This is a genomic window from Nitrosophilus labii, from assembly GCF_014466985.1.
Lineage (GTDB): Bacteria > Campylobacterota > Campylobacteria > Campylobacterales > Nitratiruptoraceae > Nitrosophilus_A > Nitrosophilus_A labii.
Genome location: NZ_AP022826.1, coordinates 1843534 through 1861842 on the forward strand (window position 1 = coordinate 1843534; position 18309 = coordinate 1861842).

An 18309-nucleotide genomic window follows, 5' to 3' on the forward strand; every position below is an offset into this window, starting at 1 on the left:
TACCGTAATAAATAGATTATACTCTTCTTCTTTTCGGAGGCCTACACCCGTTATGCGGTAAAGGTGTGATATCTTTGAAAAACAAAACTTTTATCCCCTCAATCGCCCCTACAGTCTTTACTGCAGTATCTCTACCGCTTCCAGGACCTTGAACTTTGATACCTACTTCTTTTATGCCGTGCTCTTTAGCTTTAGTCATAGCATCTTCAACAGCTTGTTGAGCAGCAAATGGCGTAGACTTTTTGCTGCCTTTAAAACTAAGGCTTCCGGCACTACTCCATGCTATAACATTACCCATCTCATCGGTAACTGTTACAACAGTATTGTTAAAGGTAGCGTTAATAAACACAATACCTTTTGCAATATTCTTTTTAACTACTTTTTTTCTTGTTTTTCTTTTTGCCATCCATCAATCCTTTACTTAGATCCTACTGTTTTCTTTTTACCTTTTCTAGTTCTGGCATTAGTTTTGGTTCTTTGACCTCTAACTGGAAGACCTCTTCTATGTCTAAGACCTCTATAACAGCCAATATCCATTAGAGCTTTTATATCCATAGCTACTTTACGTCTTAGATCACCCTCTACCATATAGTTATCTCTGATCTCTTTGTTAATTTTAGCCACTTCTTCTTCTGTCAGTTCATGAACTCTTTTGTCATAGCTGATCCCTGTAGCATCCAAAATTTTTCTGGAAGTAGTCAAGCCTATACCGTAAATATAGGTCAATGCATACTCCATTCTTTTGCTTTTCGGTAAATCTACACCTGCAATCCTTGCCATTTACTATCCTTGTCTCTGTTTATGTTTTGGATTTTCGCAAATTACTCTAATAACACCTTTTCGCTTAATGATTTTGCATTTTTCGCACATCTTTTTAACAGATGGTCTAACCTTCATTGTATCTCCTTAAAATTAGGTAGAAGGGTGAAGGGAAGGATGAAGGGCGAAGGATGAAGGGTGAAGGGCGAAGGATGAAGGAACGTTTTCCTTCTACCTTCTGCCTCCTGCCTTCTGCCTTCTACAGCCTTCTACCTTCTACCTTAACCCCCAAACAAACTGCACTGTTTACGGTACGCTTTAGGTTTAATGAGTTTAATTAAACCAATCCTTGTAAGAAGAGTGCTACTTCTTACAAAGATTCTTCGCGCAGTTCCCTAGAAAGGGACAAAATTGTACTAAAATAGAGCTTAATTTAAGATAAATTTTAGATTATTTGTATCTAAAGGTTATCCTACCTTTATCTAAACTATACGGTGTCAACTCAACCTTAACTTTATCACCTGGTAATATTTTAATATAATGCATTCTCATTTTGCCTGCAATATGGCACAATACAACATGTCCATTTTCAAGTTCTACTCTAAATGTTGCATTAGGTAGAGCCTCTTTAACTATACCGTCAACTTCTATTACATCATCCTTAGCCATTTTACCTCCTATTTTTTATTGAGTGGTTTATCTTTAGTATGTAGTAACAAATAAATGCCAATCAAACTTTACTTAAAATTTCGGCTTTCCCTTCTATTATTGCTACAGTATGCTCATAATGAGCACCATTAAGTCCATCTTCACTAACTACTGACCACTTATCTTCTAATATTTTTGGAGTCCCACTTTTTTGGCAGATCATAGGCTCTAAACAAAAAACCATTCCATTTTTGATTTTAGGGCCGCTTTTTGGTGAGCCATGCTCTAGATAGTTAGGAATTTCAGGTTCTTCATGCGGCTTTTTTCCGATACCATGCCCGCAAAACCCATGAAGTGGAACAAAACCACGAGATTTTATAAATTTCTCGATCTCAAAACTAAGTTCTTTAAATCTAAGTCCCGGTTTTATCAGTTCTATAGCGAAATAAAGAGTCTCCTTCGCACATAAAACGAGCTCTTTATCTCTTTCGCTAACATCTCCTACACAAACTGTTATAGCCGCATCTCCATACCAACCATCAAGCTCAGTACCTATATCTAGACCTATAATATCACCTTCTTTAAGTCTATAATCAGTAGGAATACCATGAATTATAACCTGATTTACTGAAGTACACACAGAAGCAGGAAAGCCGTAAAGGCCTTTAAATGAGGGGCGTGCTCCGTAGTCTCTTATAAACTCTTCTCCTAGTTTATCTAATTCTTTCAAAGAGATGCCGGGAACACATTTTTCCTTTAAATACTCTAAAGTTTTAGCTACTATAATATTGGCTTTTCTTAGAGCTTCAATTTCATTAGGTTTTCTTATCGCAATAGACATTAAAGACCTACAGCACTTAATGTCTCATATTTGTTCATATATATCTGTGCCTCAATTTTTCTCATTGTATCAAGAGCAACTTGAACCACTATCAATACCGCAGTTCCTCCAAAATAAAAAGGCACACCCATACCTTTTACCAATATCCATGGTAAAGTAGAAATGATTCCTAGATAAATTGCTCCCCAAAATGTCAACCTGCTCGCTACTTCATTTAAAAACTCTGCGGTATGTTCTCCAGGTCTAACTCCGGGGATAAATCCGCCTTGTCTTTTTAAATTTTCCGCTATATCTTTTGCATTAAATACAATTGAAGCATAGAAATAAGCAAAAAATACAACTAGAAAAAACATTAAGATATTAAACAGATATCCGTTTGGATTAAGAATATCTGATATCTTTTGAATGATAGGATTAGTACTCGCTTGTAAAATTGTTGACGGAAACATCAATATAGCCGAAGCAAAAATAGGCGGAATAACTCCACTTAAATTTACCTTGATAGGGATGTAGTTCATTACTCTTTTTTTCTGATTTTGCATCATTACTTTTCTAGAATATGAAACCGGTATTCTTCTCTCACCTAGCTCAACATATATAATAAATCCGACTGTTAAAAGTATAATTGCAAATATAGCTATCAAAATTAAGAAGTTAAGTTCACCTGTATTTACAAGATTTATCGTTCCAGCAATTGCTGACGGAATACCAGATACTATACCTGCAAAGATTATGAGTGATATACCGTTTCCTATTCCTCTTTGGGTAATCTGTTCCCCTATCCACATCAATATCATTGTTCCAGCTAGCATAGATATAGCAGCTACTGTGATAAATGTTGGCATATCGATCATAATTGCGCTCTCGCCGCCGCGTCCAGTAAGGCTTTGTAAACCAATAGAAACACCGACTGCCTGAACTAAGGTAATTGCTATGGTTGCATATCTAATAATCTGCATATATTTAACCATCCCATCTCTCTCTTTTTTCATCTGCCCAAGAGATGGGAATGTAGCCGCTAATAGTTCCATAATAATCGAAGCAGTAATATAAGGCATAATACCTAAAGAGATGATACTAAGTCTCTCAACAGCGTTACCGCTAAACATATTAAATAGCCCCAAGGCATTACCTGCCTGGGAGTCGAAAAACTCTTTTACAACGTCAATATTCACACCAGGAACTGGAACATAAGCTAATACTCTATAAATAAACAGAAAGCCTAGTGTTATTAGTATCTTATTTAAAAGAGCTTTATTCATTATTTTTGTCCGCTGTAAGTAATATTTTCATCTTTTATCTTATTAACTATATCTTTTACACCTGAACCAATAAGTTTAACTTTAGTTACTTTCTTAGTCATCTTATGAACACTTCTTATAGTGTCCATTGTTATTTCATCAAGTTCTGCAACTTTTTTTACTTTATCAACATTGATTACATACGGTTTTACAACATTTGAAGTAAAACCGATTTTAGGTAATCTTCTTTGAAGTGGTTGTTGCCCGCCTTCAAAACCTCTTTTTTGTTTATAACCAGTTCTACTTTTTTGTCCTTTTTGGCCTCTCGTAGCAGTTTTACCCATACCGCTACCCTGACCGCGTCCAACTCTTTTAGTCTTATGAGTACTTCCCGCTGCTGGTTGTAAGTTATGAAGTGCCATCTATCTATCCTTAAATTTAATTTTGACTATGCTTTAATTTTTCCAAGAGCTTCTATTGTTGCTCTTACTAAGTTTGAAGGATTGTTAGATCCAAGTGATTTAGTCAAAATATCCTTAATTCCTGCAAGTTCAAGAACTGGCCTTGCAGCACCACCGGCAATAACCCCAGTACCTTCACTGGCCGGTTTTAAAATAATTTTACTTGCATTATATTTATGAGTAATATCATGAGCAATGGTTGAACCTTTGATATTTACGGTAGTTATATTTTTAAAAGCGTTGTCAACAGCCTTTTTAATAGCATCTGGTACCTCTTTTGCTTTACCGATACCGTAACCTACATGTCCTTTTTTATCTCCTACAACAACTAAAGCACTAAATCTAAATCTTCTACCGCCTTTTACAACCTTTGTAACTCTACCGATATTAACAACTACCTCTTCAAACTCTTCTCTATTCCACTTTTCCATAGTCACAACCTTTAAAACTTAATTCCGTTTTCTCTAAGTGCATCCGCAAAAGATGCAACTACACCATGGTAAAGATAACCGTTTCTATCAAATACGATTGTCTCAATACCTTTTGCTTTTAGCTGTTCAGCCATTACTGAAGCAACTTTTTTTACATCTTCTTTATTAGCTTTCAAACCCATTTTTGCCCCATCAGCATACGCTATAGTATGTCCTTTAGTATCATCAATGGCTTGAGCGTAAAAGTGTCTGTTTGATTTAAATACTGAAACTCTCGGTCTACTTTCGCAGCCGGTTATCTTACCTCTAACTCTTCTTTTTCTTTTTATTCTTAGTCTATTTTTTTTTCTTTGAATTGATTCTCTCATGAGACACGCCCCTTACTATTTCTTAGCTGTCTTACCAGCTTTTCTGATGATAACTTCATCCACGTACTTCACGCCTTTTCCTTTGTAAGGCTCAGGCGGTCTAAAACTTCTAATTTTTGCAGCAACTTGACCAACTTGCTGCTTATCATGACCTTTAACAATAATTATATTTTTTTCAACTTTTATTTCAATTCCTTCCGGAATAGGAAATATTACAGGATGTGAAAATCCAAGCTGTAGTTCTAGATTTTTTCCGCTAACCGCAGCTCTGTAACCAACACCGTTGATCTCTAGTCTCTTTTCGAATCCTTTAACGAGACCTTCGATCATATTATTTGTCAAAGCTCTATATGTTCCCCAGAAAGCTCTGCTTTGTCTATCTTCACCTTTTGGTGAAAAAATGATTTTATTATCTTCAATTTTTACATCAACATAATTTCTGGTATCCACCTCTTTTACAAGGTTTCCTTTCTTTGCTATTACTTTACCATCTTCAATCTTAACTTCTACACCTGATGGTATCTCTACAGGCTGTTTTCCTATTCTACTCATTTTTTTCCTTTTTACGATATTTCTACGATTATACGAATGGATATCGTATTACCAAACACTGCAAAGCAGTTCGCCACCAACACCTTTGGCGTATGCTTCATCATTAGGAAGGACACCTTTAGAGGTGCTTACAATAATAGTTCCATAACCGTTTTTAAATCTCTTTATCTCATCCTTGCCTTTGTAGATTCTTCTACCTGGTTTAGATATTCTTTTTATCTCATTAATTACAGGCTTTTTAACTTTGCCTTGTTCTTCATATTTCAATACTACATTGATGAACTTTTTATTTCCATCTTCGATAACTTTATAACTTTCGATATAACCTTTATCCTGCAATATTTTTACAATAGATTCAACAATTTTAGAGTATAAAAGTTTAGTAACCTCTTGTCTTCTCATGCTTGAATTTCTGATTCTAGTTATAGAATCTGCTATCATATCGTTAATCAATTTTATCTCCTTTTCGTGAATATCAAATAGGGTTCGCACATTCTGTGCGCTTCCTATTTGCGAAAATTACCAGCTAGCTTTTCTAACGCCTGGTAATAACCCTTCGCTTGCCATCTTTCTTAAACAGATTCTGCAAAGACCGAAATCTCTATAAACAGAGTGAGGTCTGCCGCAAATTCTACATCTTGTATAAGCTCTAACCTTGAATTTAGGCTTTCTTTTAGCCTTTGCTATCATACTTTTTTTCGCCATTATGATCTTCCTTTTGCAAATGGAAATCCAAGAAGCTCTAATAGCTTATAAGCTTCTTTATCGTTGTCTGTTGACGTAACTATAGTAATATTCATCCCGTGAGTTTTCATAATGTTATCATAATCAACTTCAGGAAACATCAACTGCTCGTTTAGACCGAAATTGTAATTTCCCCTTCCATCAAAACCGTTTCTTGGAAGACCTCTAAAGTCTTTCACTCTAGGAAGAGCTATATAGATTAATTTTTGGAGAAAGTTCCACATTCTATCACCTCTAAGTGTTACTTTAACACCTACAGGCATACCTTCTCTTATCTTAAATCCGGCCTCACTCTTTTTTGCTTTTGTAACTACAGCGTGCTGACCGGCGATAAGGCTTATAGTATCTTGGATGTTTTGCATCAATTTGCTGTCTCTACTTGCCTCGCCAGCGCCAACACTTATTACGATTTTTTCAAGTTTTGGCGTTAACATAGGATTTTTAATATCAAGTTCTTCTTTTAATGCAGGAATGACTCTTTCCGTATACTCTTTTTTTAGCTCTATTGTCTTCATTTGCCACCTTCTACTTTACGAACGTTAGATATATGTATAGGCATCTCTTTATTGATAAAACCGCCTTCAGGATTCTCTTCAGTAGGTTTTACAGCCTTTTTGGCTATTTTACATCCCGCCACTATAACTGCATCTTTTTTTGTAAGAACTTGCAACACTTCACCCGTTTTGCCTTTGTCGTCACCTGTGATGATCTCAACGATATCACCCTTTTTAATTTTAAACTTCTTTGCCATTACAGCACCTCCGGTGCAAGCGATACTATCTTCATATAGTTTTTGTATCTTACTTCCCTGCTAACAGGTCCGAAGATACGAGTTCCGATAGGCTCGCCTTTATTATCAAGGATAACAGCAGCGTTGTCATCAAATCTAATCAATGATCCATTTTCTCTTTGGATCTCTTTTTTAGTTCTAACAACAACGGCTTTTACTACTTGACCTTTTTTAACTTTACCATTTGGCAAAGCCTTTTTTACAGATGCAACTATTACGTCTCCGACAGAAGCATATCTTCTTTTACTTCCGCCTAAAACTTTAATACACATTATCTCTTTAGCGCCGCTGTTATCAGCAACGTTTAGTCTCGTAAAACTCTGTATCATTATTTAACTCCTGTAGAGACTATTCTTTTAAGCCTAAAAGATTTTCTCTTAGAGATTGGTCTGCACTCAATTGCAACAATTTCATCGCCTACGTTCACTTCGTTTCTCTCGTCATGAACTAGGTATTTTTTAAATCTTTTTACAATCTTATGGTATCTTGGATGTAAAACTTTTCTCTCTACAAGCAAAGATACTGTTTTATCTCCGCTCTTTTTTACAACGACACCCTGTATCTCTCTTTTATAAGCCATTTTTACGCCCTTTTCATAGCAGAAATCGCAGTTTTTATTCTTGCGATATCTTTTCTAGTTTTTCTAATTTCGCTAGTATCTTGAAGCTGCATAGTTTTCAACTTGGCTCTTAGTTGAAAAAGCAGCAACTTTTTCTCCCTCAACAACCCTTCGAGCTCTTGTAGGCTCTTATCTTTTAACTCAGTATATTTCATTTTCACTCTCTTGCGTTACAATTTTTGTTTTAAAAGGTAGTTTGTATCTTGCAAGATCAAGAGCTTCTCTAGCTAAGCTCTCTTCAACGCCTGCCATTTCATAAATAATTCTGCCAGGCTTAATATTCATTACCCACTTTTCTACAGAACCTTTACCTTTACCCATCCTTGTCTCCAAAGGCTTCTTGGTTAAAGGTTTATCAGGGAAAACCCTAATCCATATTTTTCCGGTTCTTTTAACTTTTCTAGTCATAGCAACCCTCGCCGCTTCTATCTGGCGAGAATCGATTCTTCCGTGCTCAAGAGCTTTAATACCGATATTTCCAAACGCAAGACTATTTCCTCTATAAGCCTTGCCTCTGTTTCTACCTTTTTGCTGTTTTCTGTATTTTGTCTTCTTTGGCATTAACATGATTATCTACCTCTCCTTCTTGGAGCTCTGCGTCTAGGCTTTGTCTCTTTTTTCTCAGGCTGGATTCCCTTTTGGAGAACCTCACCTTTAAATATCCAAACTTTAACGCCGATTACTCCATAAGTTGTATGAGCCTCTGCAAATCCATAATCAATCTTTGCTCTTAACGTGTGTAGAGGTACTCTACCTTCAAGATACCACTCAGTTCTAGCCATCTCAGCACCGCCAAGACGACCGGCAACTTGAACTTTGATACCTTTTGCACCAGCTTTTTGAGCTGCTTGTATAACTTTTTTCATTGCTCTTCTAAATGCTACCCTTCTCTCTAATTGAGTAGCAACATTTTCAGCGGCAAGCTGAGCAGAAGCTTGAGGTCTTTTTTGTTCTTTGATATTTATAGATACATCTTTATTTACAAGCTTTTGAACTTTTTGTTTTATTTTTTCTATATCGGCACCTTTTTTACCGATTATGATACCAGGTCTTGCAGCTACAATAGTTACCCTTAGTCTTTTAGCTGTTCTTTCGATGATTATATCGCTAATTCCAGCATAATACAGCTCTTTTTTCAAAAAGCTTCTTATTTTGTAATCTTCTTCAACAAAATCTGGCATTCTGTTATAATCAGGATACCACCTACTACCCCAATTCCTGTTTATTCCAAGTCTTAGTCCAATCGGATTTACTTTCTGACCCATTAGCTATCCTTCTTTTGTTCAGCTACTTCTACATAAATGTGAGAAGTTGGTTTCTCTATTCTGCTGGCTCTACCTCTTGCTCTTGGTCTAAATCTTTTTAAAACTGGTCCTTTATCAACTCTGCAAGATGTTATAACAACCTCTTCAGGTTCATAACCTCCGTTTGCAACAGCACTTGCTATAACTTTTGATATAACTTTTGCCGCTTTATTTGGCATAAACTCTAAAGAAGCAAGCGCAAGTTCTGCGTTCATCCCCTGAACTTCTCTTGCAATTAGTCTTGCCTTTGTTGGTGAGAGCCTAATAAATCTCAATACTGCTTTACTCATGGCTTACCCTTATTTACCTATCTTTTTCTGAACAGTGCCTTTGTGGCCTCTAAAAGTTCTTGTCGGTGCAAATTCACCTAGTTTAAAACCTACATGATTTTCAGTAATGTAAACTGGAACAAACTGTCTTCCGTTATGAACGTTTATAGTAAGGCCTATCATCTCAGGGACGATAGTACTTCTTCTTGACCAAGTTTTAATAGGTTTTTTATCGCCGCTCTCTTTTGCTTTGAGCACTTTTTTCATTAAGTGTTCATCTACAAATGGACCCTTTTTTACTGATCTTGCCATTTCATCCTACCTTATTTTTTTCTTCTTGAGATGATTAGTCTATCACTCGGTTTTTTCTTCCTAGTCTTATAACCTTTTGTAGGTTTACCCCAAGGCGTAACAGGATGTCCGCTAGGACCTGTTTTACCTTCACCACCACCGTGTGGGTGATCAACTGGGTTCATAGCTGAACCTCTTGTTTGAGGTCTAATACCTCTATGTCTGTTACGTCCCGCTTTACCGATGGTCATGTTAATATAGTCTTCATTTCCTACAGTTCCAATAGTAGCCATACATTCGCCAAGAACGTATCTCATCTCACCGCTTGGAAGTCTTAAAATTACATATTTATCTTCCCTACCCATAATCTGAGCATAACTTCCAGCACTTCTAGCAAGCTGTCCGCCATGGCCAGGGCTAAGTTCTATATTATGAACTAAAGTACCCACAGGGATATTTTTAAGTTTCATAGCGTTTCCAGGAAGTACATCAAGTCCAGCCTCCGCTGCCTCTACTGTATCACCAACTTTTAAACCTTTTGGCTGGATGATATATCTTTTGTCTCCATCTTTGTAAACAACTAAACAGATTCTACAGTTTCTGTAAGGATCGTACTCTATAGTAGCTACGCGTCCCGGAACGCCGAACTTATTTCTTTTAAAATCTATAATTCTATAAAGTTTTTTAGCTCCAGCCTCTTTGTGTCTAGAAGTAATTCTTCCGTAATTGTTTCTACCGGCTTTTGCTGGTAGTTTTTTCAAAAGTTTTCTAACAGTCGGTTTACTTGTAATATCGCTTGAATCAAGTGTAGTCATAAATCTACGACTAGGTGTATACGGTTTATATGTTTTTATCGCCATTTTCTATCCTTACACCGCTAAGCTTTCTATCTGAGTGCCTTCTGGCAACTTCACATAGAATTTTTTATAGTTGTCTCTTCTTCCCTCAATCCCTCTAAATCTCTTCTTTTTACCTTTTACTTTTAAAGAGTTGATTTTTACGGGATTAACTCCAAAATACTCTCTTAAAACCTCTTTTAGCTGATTCTTAGTCATTTTATCTGACGTTTGAATCACTACATATCCCTCTTCTTGAAGGCCTAAAGTTTTCTCTGTATATATGATCGATTTGATATCTGTTATATCTGCCATCTTAGCCCTCTTTTACTAAATTTTCCCAAACAGCTTTTTCGATAACGATAGCGTTATACGCTGCTGCCAAATATGCGTTAAGCTCGTTTGGCTCAATCAAATAAGCGTTTGGTAGGTTTCTAAATGCAAGATAAGTCTTCTCATCTATCAAGTCTTTAACTATCAATGCATCTCTTACATTCAACTTTTTCATTATCGCCGCAGCATCTTTAGTCTTTCCTGACTCTACACTGATTGAGTCGACAATGAACAGTTTTCCATCATTTGCTTTTTCAAATAGCGCATACTCAAGAGCCAATCTTTTCTGTTTTTTATTAACTTTTTGAGTATAATTTTTCTGATTTGTAGGACCAAAAGCCACACCACCACCTACAAACAGAGGTGATCTGATAGAACCTGCTCTTGCTCCTCCTCTACCTTTTTGCTGCCATGGTTTTCTACCACCGCCGCTAACAGCGCTTCTGTTTTTAGTATGAGCATTGTTTGCTCTTAGACTTGCCGCATAAGCCTTTACATAAAGATATAGGTTGTGCGGATTTATTTGCGCATACTTTTTGGGAAGAGTAATCTCGTTTTCTTTTTCAAAATTTTCGTTCAATACTACAGCTTTACTCATTTTACTATCCTTATTCTTCCTAATGCTCCGTTAGGGCCTGGAACAGAACCTTTGATAACCAAAATTTTGTTTTCAGGATCAAAACTTACTATTTCGTTCTGAACTGTAATCTTCTCGTTTCCGTAATGTCCCGGCATCTTTTGTCCAGGCTGAACACGTCCTGGCCATTCACAGTTACCGATAGAACCTGTTCTTCTGTGAAATCTTGAACCGTGGCTTCTAGGACCTCCGCCGAAATTCCATCTTTTCATAACACCTGCAAAACCTCTACCTTTTGAGGTAAAAGAGCTTTTAATCTTTTTTGCGTTTTCTAAAACGCTTATATCGATATCTCCTGCCTCTTTATTTGCAACTTTAAGTGTTACAAATCTGTTAAATTCGCCAGGAAGACCATACTTTTTCTGTTGACCCTCTATAGCTTTGTTTCTTTTCTTTCCTTGAGAGTAAGCAACTATAGCCTTACCATCTTCAAGGATTTCGCAAACTTTAGCATCTTTTACTTTTAGCAGTGTAACAGGTACGCTAGGTACACTGATGGTTCTGCTCATTCCTATTTTTTCTACTATAAATTCCATCTACTACTCCCTTATTGACCCATTGACCTAACTTCTACATCCACTTCAGGAGCCAAGTCTAACTTCATTAGCGAATCTACCGTATCCGGTGTCGCCGACACTATGTCAATAAGTCTTGAATGAATTCTGATTTCGAACTGTTCTCTTGAATCTTTGTTGATGTGAGGTGACCTAAGAACTGTATATCTTCTTATCTTAGTAGGTAGTGGAATCGGTCCACGAATCTCTGCACCCGTTCTCTTAACAGCCTCCACAATAGCTGCAACACTTCTATCTAAAACCCTGTGATCGTAAGCACGAAGCTTAAGTCTAATTTTTTCCATTAACTTCCCTTGTAAAAAGAACTCGGCAAATAGTTGCCCAATTTGGAGTGGAAATTATATGTGAAAATTCTTATTTAGTCAATATTTTATGGTAAAATTTTTAAAATTTATTTCCTTCTAGAAAGGAAAGGACAAATATGGAGCAGTTGGAGTATTTTTTTGATAGAAAATCGAAAAAGATTCCGTTCACTCAGAGAAAAAAGGTAGTCCCTACCAATAAACACACTCTTATAAACGGTATAAAATTTAGTGGAAAAACTTTTTTAATAAAAGATTATCTTTACCAGCAAAGCGACAAAAAAAGTCTATATCTAGATCTTGATGATACCAGGATAGAGATAGAATCTATCAAAAAAAATCTGCAGTTGTTTATAGAGGAAAAAGATATTGAGATAGTAGCTATAGACAATTTTAAAAAAGATTTCCCTATTCCAAAAGCTAAACAGATCATCCTTGCTGCTTCCGAACCTATAGAACTTGATGGATTTGAAAATATAAAACTTTATCCTTTGGATTTTGAAGAATATATAGCTTTTGACAAATCAACAGATATTAAAGTAATTTTCAATAATTTTTTAAAAAACGGTACGTTTCCTGAAATCTCACAACTTCCAGATTTTAAAAAAGATGAAAGATTTTTCGAGATGCTAAGGCTCTTTTTTAAAGATGAGATAGAGCTGCAATGTTTCAAAGAGATTTCGATTATGCAAGGGCACAAAAGCAGCCCTTACCATATATTTACCAAAATAAAACCAAAAATAAAGATTTCTAAAGATAGATTTTACACTTTCTACGAAACTTTAAAAGAAAAAGATATAATCTTTACTCTTGAAAAATACTCTTTTCCAAAAGCCTCTAAAAAGATATATCTTTGCGATTTTGTTTTAAAAAGTTATTTGAGTTTTTCCAAAGAGTTCCCTAAGATCTTTGAAAATATGGTTTTTTTAGAAATGATAAAAAGAGATTATGAAATTTTTTATTATGATTTGATAGACTTTTATATCCCAAAGTCTCAAGAAGTTATTTTTTGCATACCTTTTGGTAGTGAGGTAACTATACAGAGAAAAATTGATAGTGCATACAAATATATTAAAGAGCTCAAAGTTGATAAAATAACAGTTCTAAGTGTAGCAAATAGTTTTAAATTTTATGAAAATGATATACCTGTAACAGTTCTTCCCTTTTATGAGTGGGCTATAAGCGAACTTGATTAGTTAAGGGCACCTCTAAACTTGCTATAATAAAAAAAGGATTTAAAATGAACTTCCAACTTCCACCTCTATCTTACCCCTATGATGCATTTGAACCATATATCTCAAAAGATACAATGCATTATCACTATGATAAACATTATGGAGGATATATAAAAAATACAAATGAGCTTAAAAAAGGCACCGCTTTTGAAAATCTTTCTCTTACTCAGATAGTAAAATCAAGTGAGGGGAAACTTTTTAATAATGTGGCACAGGCTTTTAACCATAAATTTTATTTCAACTCTTTATCTCCAAAGCCAACTTCTCCCTCCGATCAGCTTCTAGCGGCCATTGAGGAAACATTTTCTTCATTGAGCAAATTTAAAGAAGAGTTTATTGAAAAAGCCTCATCTTTGTTTGGATCAGGATGGACATGGCTTATAAAAGATGAAAATAACAAAGTTTTCATTTTAAATACTCAAAATGCCGAAACTCCAATAACAGAAGAACTAAAACCAATATTAGTTTGCGATATATGGGAACATGCTTACTATTTGGATTATAAAAACGAAAGAGTAAAATATCTAAACTCGTTTTTTGAATTAATAAACTGGGATTTTGCATCAAAAAATTTTGTTGAGTAAGAAGATGGTAGTTTGCGGGATTGATGAGGCTGGACGCGGACCACTGGCTGGACCACTGGTGGTTGCTGGAGTAGTGTTTGAAAAAAAAGTATATAAACTCAACGACTCAAAACTACTAGATGAAAAAAAGAGAGAGACTCTTTTTGAAAAGATCAAAAATGCAAGCCACCATAAAATTGTAATAATTGATAATAAAACCATAGATGAGAAAGGTCTCTCTTTTTGTATAACAAAAGCCCTAAAAGAGATAATCTCCTGTTTGGAAGCTCACAAATATATTTTCGACGGAAATTCAAAATTTGGAGTAAAAGAGATAGAACCGGTTATAAAGGCAGATATGAAAATCAAAGAGGTAATGGCAGCCTCTATCTTAGCAAAAGTTACAAGAGATAAGATAATGTGTGAACTATCGTTAAAATATCCAGAGTATAATTTTTGCAAACATAAAGGCTATCCGACAAAAGAGCATATAGAGCTCATCAAAAAATACGGTCTTTGCGAAATACACAGAAAAAGCTTTCGCCCTAAAGCTTTACAACCTACACTTTTTTAATTGGCAAAAACTTTTTTGTTTTTGTTGTAATAGTAGTAAAAAACGACTATTATAACAAATATTATAAAACCCAAAATCCAGTGCAATGTCTGATGAATCTTCTCTTCATTCTCTCCTAAAAAGTATCCAAGAGCTAAAAGTATAGCACACCAAATACCTGCACCTAAAAATGTGTATATACTAAATTGTACCAGCTTCATCTTTCCAAGACCTGCCGGCAAAGAGATATACTGTCTTATACCTGGAACCAATCTTCCAAAAAAAGTGCTCGCATAACCATATTTTTGAAAAAAGTTTTCCACTTTTTCCAAAGAACTCTCTTTTAGAAAAAAATATCTACCATATTTTAATAAAAAAGGGCGTCCAAGCCTGTATCCAAGTATATAATTAAATAGTGCACCTGCTAAAGAACCGCCGGCACCTGCTAAAAAAGCCACAAATATATCCATCTCTCCTTTGCTGGCAATATAACCGGCCGGTATCATAGCAACTTCACTTGGAAAAGGGAAAAATGAGCTTTCCAAAAACATCATAAAAAAGATCCCTATATAGCCTAAGTCTCCTATAAGATTGACTATAAAATCAACGATCTCTTTCATGAGAGATATACCTTTTTAACACTTTCTAGTTTGGAAGTAGCATTAAGCAAAAGCAAATCTGCTAAAACTAAAGCCGTCATAGCTTCCGCAACCACACTACCTCTAATAGCCACACAAGGATCGTGTCTTCCTTTTAATTCAAATTCAGTTTCCTTTCCATAGATATCTACAGTTTTTTGTTTTTTGAAAATTGATGGTGTGGGTTTAAAATAGAGTTTTGCCTCAATTGGCTCTCCGTTTGAGATCCCTCCTAAAATACCGCCTGCATTGTTGCTCAAAAAACCGTTTTTAGAAATCTGATCATTATTTTGGCTCCCTTTGATTTTAGCACTCTCGCATCCCAAACCTATTTCTACCGCTTTAGCCGCGTTTATACTCATCAGCGCATCTGCCAAAAGCGCATCAAGCTTGTAATATATAGGTTCTCCTAGCCCTACTGGAATGTTGGTAGCTCTTACTATAACAGCACCGCCTACGCTATCATGCTCATTTTTAGCACTAAGAATTGCCTCTTTTTGTTTCTCTTCTATATCAGGGTCTAGCGCAAAAATCTCACTTTTTCTCGCATAATCAAAATCTTTCTTTTTAGCTTTTATTCCGGCTATTTCAAAAACTCCCCCCTTTACCTCTATACCAAACTCTTTTAAAAAAAGTTTTGCAACAGCACCTGCGGCAACTCTTGCAGCAGTTTCTCTCGCACTGCTTCTTCCACCTCCTCTATAATCTCTTATTCCATATTTGTACCAGTAGGTAAAATCAGCATGTCCCGGGCGGAAAATATCTTTTATGTTTGAATAGTCTTTACTTTTTTGATCCTTGTTGAAAATCACCATTGCTATAGGCGTTCCTGTCGATTTTCCTTCAAAAACGCCGCTTAAAATCTCTACTTTGTCACTCTCTTTTCTTGCTGTTGCAAACTGGTTTTGTCCCGGTCTTCTTCTATCGAGTTCACTTTGAATAAAATCTTCATCTATACAAAGTCCTGCAGGAACTCCGTCAACAACACAACCAATTGCCTTTCCGTGTGACTCTCCAAAAGTGGTAAACTTAAACTTTATACCGAAACTGTTCATTATCTCCCTTTTTAGTAAAGAACAAGTAACAAGTGAAAAGCAAATTGTTCTCCATTACTCATAACTTATCGCTCTTTTTCAAAATTTCGAGCGCTTTTTTAGCTGCCTCTTGCTGAGCCGCTTTTTTACTTTTTCCTTTTGCGCTGGAAAGCATCTCACCATGCAGCAAAACTGCTACTTCAAACTCTTTTTTGTGATCAGGGCCATAAGAACTTATCAGTTTATACTCCGGAGTTGTACCGTATTTTGCCTGAGTCAGTTCTTGAAGGGTAGTTTTATAATCTTTAAAAAGAGTATTTAGATCTATTTTAGGATAAATTTTCTCAAGAAGTTTCAAAGTTATCTTTTTTACCTCATCCAAACCACTTTCTAAATATATAGCGCCCATAACAGCTTCAAAAGCGTTTGAGAGCAAAGAGGGTTTGTTTCTACCGTTGTTATTCTCCTCAGCAGCAGAAATAAAGATATATTTTCCAAGTTCGAGCTCATTTGCAAGCCTGGCAAAACCATCTTCGTTTACCAAAGAAGCTCTCATCTTAGAAAGTTCTCCCTCATTTGCATTTGGAAATTTGAAAAAGAGATACTCGCCTATTACAAGGTCTAGTACTGCATCACCTAAAAACTCCAGCCTTTCATTGTTATACGGTTTTTTGTAGCTTTTATGCGTTAAAGCCTCTATCAATAGGTTTCTATTTTTAAAGGTGTAACCAAGCCTCTCTTCAAATTTTCTCAAACTCTGTTGCATAACTCCTCCTCACGAAAAGCAAGAAAGAGAGAGTTAGAGAGTGAGAAAGAGTTTCTCAACTTTCTGACTTTCTAACTTTCTCCGCTTCACTCTTCGCTATTTTATCACATAATTCATTCTCTTTGTGTCCGCTGTGTCCCCTTATCCAAACAGCCTCTATCTTATGAGGTTCGCTAACTTTTATATACTCTTTCCACAAATCTATATTTTTTACATTTTTAAAATCTTTTTTTATCCAGCCCTCAAGCCATTCATTTATAGCTTTTACAACATAATTAGAATCACTATATATTACCACTTCACAAGGCTCTTTAAGTCTCTTTAGTCCCTCGATAACGGCTTTTAGCTCCATTCTGTTATTAGTTGTTTGAGGTTCTGAACCTTTTATGATTTTTTCGCTGCTTTTATATCTAAGAATAGCGCAGTACCCTCCGGGACCCGGATTTCCCAACGAGGAGCCGTCACTGAAAAGATATACTTTCTTCATTATTTCCTCTCTTTTTTGTCAACATCAACTCTACCTTGGGACTTCTAGCTATCAAACAGCTAGGGCATCTGCTAAAAGAAAAAGGGAAAACCTGTTTGCACTCTTCGCATATATACTCAAAATCCAAATCGGCAATATCTTTATTTAGATTTAAAAGAACATCAAACTCAAACACCTCACTCTCATTTTTAAGTCTAGCATACCCTTTTGCACTGTAAAGCTGAGACAAAAAGTCACTCTTTTTTACAACATTCATATCCACATTTTCTTTTGGAAGGTTCCAAAAAAGATCACTAAGTTTCTTATAATCTTTACTCTTTAATTTCTCCCAAGCTTTTTTAGGATCTTTTTTGAAAAGATATTCAAATATCAATCTAACGTGCAAAGAGGAGTTTTTATAAATTTCAAGAAGCGTCTTGTCATCATTTTTCATATTTTTCACAATATCTAGAGCTTTAAAATAATTTTTTTCCTCTTTACCTTCTCCCAGTTCTTCTAGTGACTCTAAAACTTCTTTCGCTTTATCATATTGTTGAAGTCTTTCATAAATGACCATCAAAAACCTCAACGCCTCTTTATCCCTTGGATAAAACTTCAAGGACTCCAAAAAAATCTCTCTTGATTTTTCCAAAAAACCTGCTTTAAAGTAGATAAAACCCAGTTTTTTTAAAAGTTCTTGCCTCTCTTTTGGTTTTTCCTCACTTTTGGAAAGGTTGACATATATCGCTATAGCCTTTTCAAAATCTCCACTTCTCTCAAATGCAGAAGCCAAAAGCAAAAATGCTTTTTTGGTATCTTTTTCTTTTTCTATATTTAAGATCTCTTCATCCGCACTCTCTTCAAATTTTGCAAAAAATCTGGCTATTTCGTCATCTTGCTCTTTTCTTTTGTACCAGGCCCACCAGTAGCTGAAAAAAGATACTATAAAAACGAGAATTAAAAAAACCAATATGCCAAAAAGTGGATCTCTGTACTCAAGTAAGAAGTTTTCCAAAACCTTCCCTGCTTTTTTTGGTTTTATTATACTATAAA

General features: G+C 35.6%; 34 protein-coding genes. 3 read left to right on the top strand and 31 right to left on the bottom strand.

Annotated elements, in window-relative coordinates:
• Positions 1 to 16: 16 nt before the first annotated feature.
• From rpsK to rpsJ, 26 genes are all read right to left on the bottom strand, one after another.
• The gene (gene rpsK, locus NIL_RS09280) at positions 17 to 406 is read right to left on the bottom strand and encodes a 30S ribosomal protein S11 (protein WP_187647491.1); all 390 of its coding nucleotides are present in this window, start codon (positions 404 to 406) and stop codon (positions 17 to 19) included.
• A gap of 11 nt (positions 407 to 417) precedes the next feature.
• Positions 418 to 780, bottom strand: a complete 363-nt coding sequence (gene rpsM, locus NIL_RS09285; RefSeq protein WP_187647492.1) for a 30S ribosomal protein S13 — start codon at positions 778 to 780, stop codon at positions 418 to 420.
• Between the two features lie 3 nt (positions 781 to 783).
• Complete coding sequence (rpmJ, locus tag NIL_RS09290) at positions 784 to 897, bottom strand: 50S ribosomal protein L36 (protein WP_187647493.1); 114 nt, start codon at positions 895 to 897, stop codon at positions 784 to 786.
• 312 nt (positions 898 to 1209) lie between these two features.
• Complete coding sequence (infA, locus tag NIL_RS09295; RefSeq protein WP_187647494.1) at positions 1210 to 1428, bottom strand: translation initiation factor IF-1; 219 nt, start codon at positions 1426 to 1428, stop codon at positions 1210 to 1212.
• Between the two features lie 61 nt (positions 1429 to 1489).
• Positions 1490 to 2248, bottom strand: a complete 759-nt coding sequence (gene map / locus NIL_RS09300) for a type I methionyl aminopeptidase (protein WP_187647495.1) — start codon at positions 2246 to 2248, stop codon at positions 1490 to 1492.
• Positions 2248 to 3510: a preprotein translocase subunit SecY gene (secY, locus tag NIL_RS09305; RefSeq protein ID WP_187647496.1), complete on the bottom strand. Its 1263-nt coding sequence runs from the start codon at positions 3508 to 3510 to the stop codon at positions 2248 to 2250. The genes map and secY overlap by 1 nt, the downstream gene beginning before the upstream one ends.
• Positions 3510 to 3911: a 50S ribosomal protein L15 gene (rplO, locus tag NIL_RS09310; protein WP_187647497.1), complete on the bottom strand. Its 402-nt coding sequence runs from the start codon at positions 3909 to 3911 to the stop codon at positions 3510 to 3512. The genes secY and rplO overlap by 1 nt, the downstream gene beginning before the upstream one ends.
• Positions 3912 to 3937: 26 nt before the next feature.
• Entirely contained in the window at positions 3938 to 4381 is a 444-nt protein-coding gene (gene rpsE / locus NIL_RS09315) for a 30S ribosomal protein S5 (RefSeq protein ID WP_187647498.1), read from the bottom strand.
• Positions 4382 to 4392: 11 nt separating this feature from the next.
• On the bottom strand, positions 4393 to 4749 hold the full coding sequence (rplR, locus tag NIL_RS09320) for a 50S ribosomal protein L18 (protein ID WP_187647499.1): 357 nt from the start codon (positions 4747 to 4749) through the stop codon (positions 4393 to 4395).
• Positions 4750 to 4764: 15 nt separating this feature from the next.
• Complete coding sequence (rplF, locus tag NIL_RS09325) at positions 4765 to 5301, bottom strand: 50S ribosomal protein L6 (RefSeq protein WP_187647500.1); 537 nt, start codon at positions 5299 to 5301, stop codon at positions 4765 to 4767.
• A 48-nt stretch (positions 5302 to 5349) separates the two neighbouring features.
• Positions 5350 to 5754, bottom strand: a complete 405-nt coding sequence (rpsH, locus tag NIL_RS09330; RefSeq protein ID WP_187647501.1) for a 30S ribosomal protein S8 — start codon at positions 5752 to 5754, stop codon at positions 5350 to 5352.
• A gap of 66 nt (positions 5755 to 5820) precedes the next feature.
• Positions 5821 to 6006, bottom strand: coding sequence for a type Z 30S ribosomal protein S14 (locus tag NIL_RS09335; protein ID WP_187647502.1), 186 nt, complete (start codon positions 6004 to 6006; stop codon positions 5821 to 5823).
• The gene (gene rplE, locus NIL_RS09340) at positions 6006 to 6560 is read right to left on the bottom strand and encodes a 50S ribosomal protein L5 (protein WP_187647503.1); all 555 of its coding nucleotides are present in this window, start codon (positions 6558 to 6560) and stop codon (positions 6006 to 6008) included. Before rplE ends, NIL_RS09335 begins: the two co-directional genes overlap by 1 nt.
• On the bottom strand, positions 6557 to 6796 hold the full coding sequence (gene rplX / locus NIL_RS09345; RefSeq protein WP_187647504.1) for a 50S ribosomal protein L24: 240 nt from the start codon (positions 6794 to 6796) through the stop codon (positions 6557 to 6559). Before rplX ends, rplE begins: the two co-directional genes overlap by 4 nt.
• The gene (gene rplN / locus NIL_RS09350) at positions 6796 to 7164 is read right to left on the bottom strand and encodes a 50S ribosomal protein L14 (RefSeq protein WP_187647505.1); all 369 of its coding nucleotides are present in this window, start codon (positions 7162 to 7164) and stop codon (positions 6796 to 6798) included. The genes rplX and rplN overlap by 1 nt, the downstream gene beginning before the upstream one ends.
• On the bottom strand, positions 7164 to 7415 hold the full coding sequence (gene rpsQ, locus NIL_RS09355; RefSeq protein ID WP_187647506.1) for a 30S ribosomal protein S17: 252 nt from the start codon (positions 7413 to 7415) through the stop codon (positions 7164 to 7166). Before rpsQ ends, rplN begins: the two co-directional genes overlap by 1 nt.
• A 2-nt stretch (positions 7416 to 7417) precedes the next feature.
• The gene (gene rpmC / locus NIL_RS09360) at positions 7418 to 7609 is read right to left on the bottom strand and encodes a 50S ribosomal protein L29 (RefSeq protein ID WP_187647507.1); all 192 of its coding nucleotides are present in this window, start codon (positions 7607 to 7609) and stop codon (positions 7418 to 7420) included.
• Positions 7596 to 8021: a 50S ribosomal protein L16 gene (rplP, locus tag NIL_RS09365; protein WP_187647508.1), complete on the bottom strand. Its 426-nt coding sequence runs from the start codon at positions 8019 to 8021 to the stop codon at positions 7596 to 7598. The genes rpmC and rplP overlap by 14 nt, the downstream gene beginning before the upstream one ends.
• A gap of 2 nt (positions 8022 to 8023) precedes the next feature.
• On the bottom strand, positions 8024 to 8719 hold the full coding sequence (gene rpsC, locus NIL_RS09370; protein WP_187647509.1) for a 30S ribosomal protein S3: 696 nt from the start codon (positions 8717 to 8719) through the stop codon (positions 8024 to 8026).
• On the bottom strand, positions 8719 to 9048 hold the full coding sequence (gene rplV / locus NIL_RS09375) for a 50S ribosomal protein L22 (RefSeq protein WP_187647510.1): 330 nt from the start codon (positions 9046 to 9048) through the stop codon (positions 8719 to 8721). The genes rpsC and rplV overlap by 1 nt, the downstream gene beginning before the upstream one ends.
• Positions 9049 to 9057: 9 nt before the next feature.
• A complete protein-coding gene (gene rpsS / locus NIL_RS09380) occupies positions 9058 to 9339 on the bottom strand; it encodes a 30S ribosomal protein S19 (protein ID WP_187647511.1) in 282 nt (93 codons plus the stop codon).
• Positions 9340 to 9350: 11 nt separating this feature from the next.
• Positions 9351 to 10178 (bottom strand): 50S ribosomal protein L2, encoded by an 828-nt coding sequence (rplB, locus tag NIL_RS09385; protein WP_187647512.1) that lies wholly within the window; start codon positions 10176 to 10178, stop codon positions 9351 to 9353.
• A gap of 9 nt (positions 10179 to 10187) precedes the next feature.
• Positions 10188 to 10469, bottom strand: a complete 282-nt coding sequence (locus NIL_RS09390) for a 50S ribosomal protein L23 (RefSeq protein WP_187647513.1) — start codon at positions 10467 to 10469, stop codon at positions 10188 to 10190.
• A gap of 1 nt (position 10470) precedes the next feature.
• Entirely contained in the window at positions 10471 to 11085 is a 615-nt protein-coding gene (gene rplD, locus NIL_RS09395; protein ID WP_187647514.1) for a 50S ribosomal protein L4, read from the bottom strand.
• Positions 11082 to 11660: a 50S ribosomal protein L3 gene (rplC, locus tag NIL_RS09400; RefSeq protein ID WP_187647515.1), complete on the bottom strand. Its 579-nt coding sequence runs from the start codon at positions 11658 to 11660 to the stop codon at positions 11082 to 11084. The genes rplD and rplC overlap by 4 nt, the downstream gene beginning before the upstream one ends.
• A gap of 11 nt (positions 11661 to 11671) precedes the next feature.
• Entirely contained in the window at positions 11672 to 11983 is a 312-nt protein-coding gene (gene rpsJ, locus NIL_RS09405; protein ID WP_187647516.1) for a 30S ribosomal protein S10, read from the bottom strand.
• A gap of 137 nt (positions 11984 to 12120) precedes the next feature.
• On the opposite strand from rpsJ, the gene NIL_RS09410 reads away from it, so the two are divergent.
• Genes NIL_RS09410 through rnhB form a run of 3 tightly spaced genes read left to right on the top strand, consistent with a single transcriptional unit; the run spans position 12121 to position 14373 of the window.
• Positions 12121 to 13197 (top strand): ATP-binding protein, encoded by a 1077-nt coding sequence (locus tag NIL_RS09410; protein WP_187647517.1) that lies wholly within the window; start codon positions 12121 to 12123, stop codon positions 13195 to 13197.
• A 44-nt stretch (positions 13198 to 13241) separates the two neighbouring features.
• A complete protein-coding gene (locus NIL_RS09415; RefSeq protein WP_187647518.1) occupies positions 13242 to 13820 on the top strand; it encodes a superoxide dismutase in 579 nt (192 codons plus the stop codon).
• Positions 13821 to 13824: 4 nt separating this feature from the next.
• Complete coding sequence (rnhB, locus tag NIL_RS09420) at positions 13825 to 14373, top strand: ribonuclease HII (RefSeq protein WP_187648637.1); 549 nt, start codon at positions 13825 to 13827, stop codon at positions 14371 to 14373.
• Here rnhB and NIL_RS09425 read toward each other — a convergent pair.
• Genes NIL_RS09425 through NIL_RS09445 form a run of 5 tightly spaced genes read right to left on the bottom strand, consistent with a single transcriptional unit; the run spans position 14370 to position 18271 of the window.
• Entirely contained in the window at positions 14370 to 14972 is a 603-nt protein-coding gene (locus tag NIL_RS09425) for a DedA family protein (RefSeq protein ID WP_187647519.1), read from the bottom strand. The genes rnhB and NIL_RS09425 overlap by 4 nt on opposite strands.
• Positions 14969 to 16045: a chorismate synthase gene (gene aroC, locus NIL_RS09430; RefSeq protein WP_187647520.1), complete on the bottom strand. Its 1077-nt coding sequence runs from the start codon at positions 16043 to 16045 to the stop codon at positions 14969 to 14971. Before aroC ends, NIL_RS09425 begins: the two co-directional genes overlap by 4 nt.
• A gap of 58 nt (positions 16046 to 16103) precedes the next feature.
• The gene (gene rnc, locus NIL_RS09435; RefSeq protein WP_187647521.1) at positions 16104 to 16790 is read right to left on the bottom strand and encodes a ribonuclease III; all 687 of its coding nucleotides are present in this window, start codon (positions 16788 to 16790) and stop codon (positions 16104 to 16106) included.
• Between the two features lie 55 nt (positions 16791 to 16845).
• The gene (gene rnhA / locus NIL_RS09440) at positions 16846 to 17277 is read right to left on the bottom strand and encodes a ribonuclease HI (RefSeq protein ID WP_187647522.1); all 432 of its coding nucleotides are present in this window, start codon (positions 17275 to 17277) and stop codon (positions 16846 to 16848) included.
• Complete coding sequence (locus NIL_RS09445; protein ID WP_187647523.1) at positions 17252 to 18271, bottom strand: tetratricopeptide repeat protein; 1020 nt, start codon at positions 18269 to 18271, stop codon at positions 17252 to 17254. Before NIL_RS09445 ends, rnhA begins: the two co-directional genes overlap by 26 nt.
• Positions 18272 to 18309: the final 38 nt, after the last annotated feature.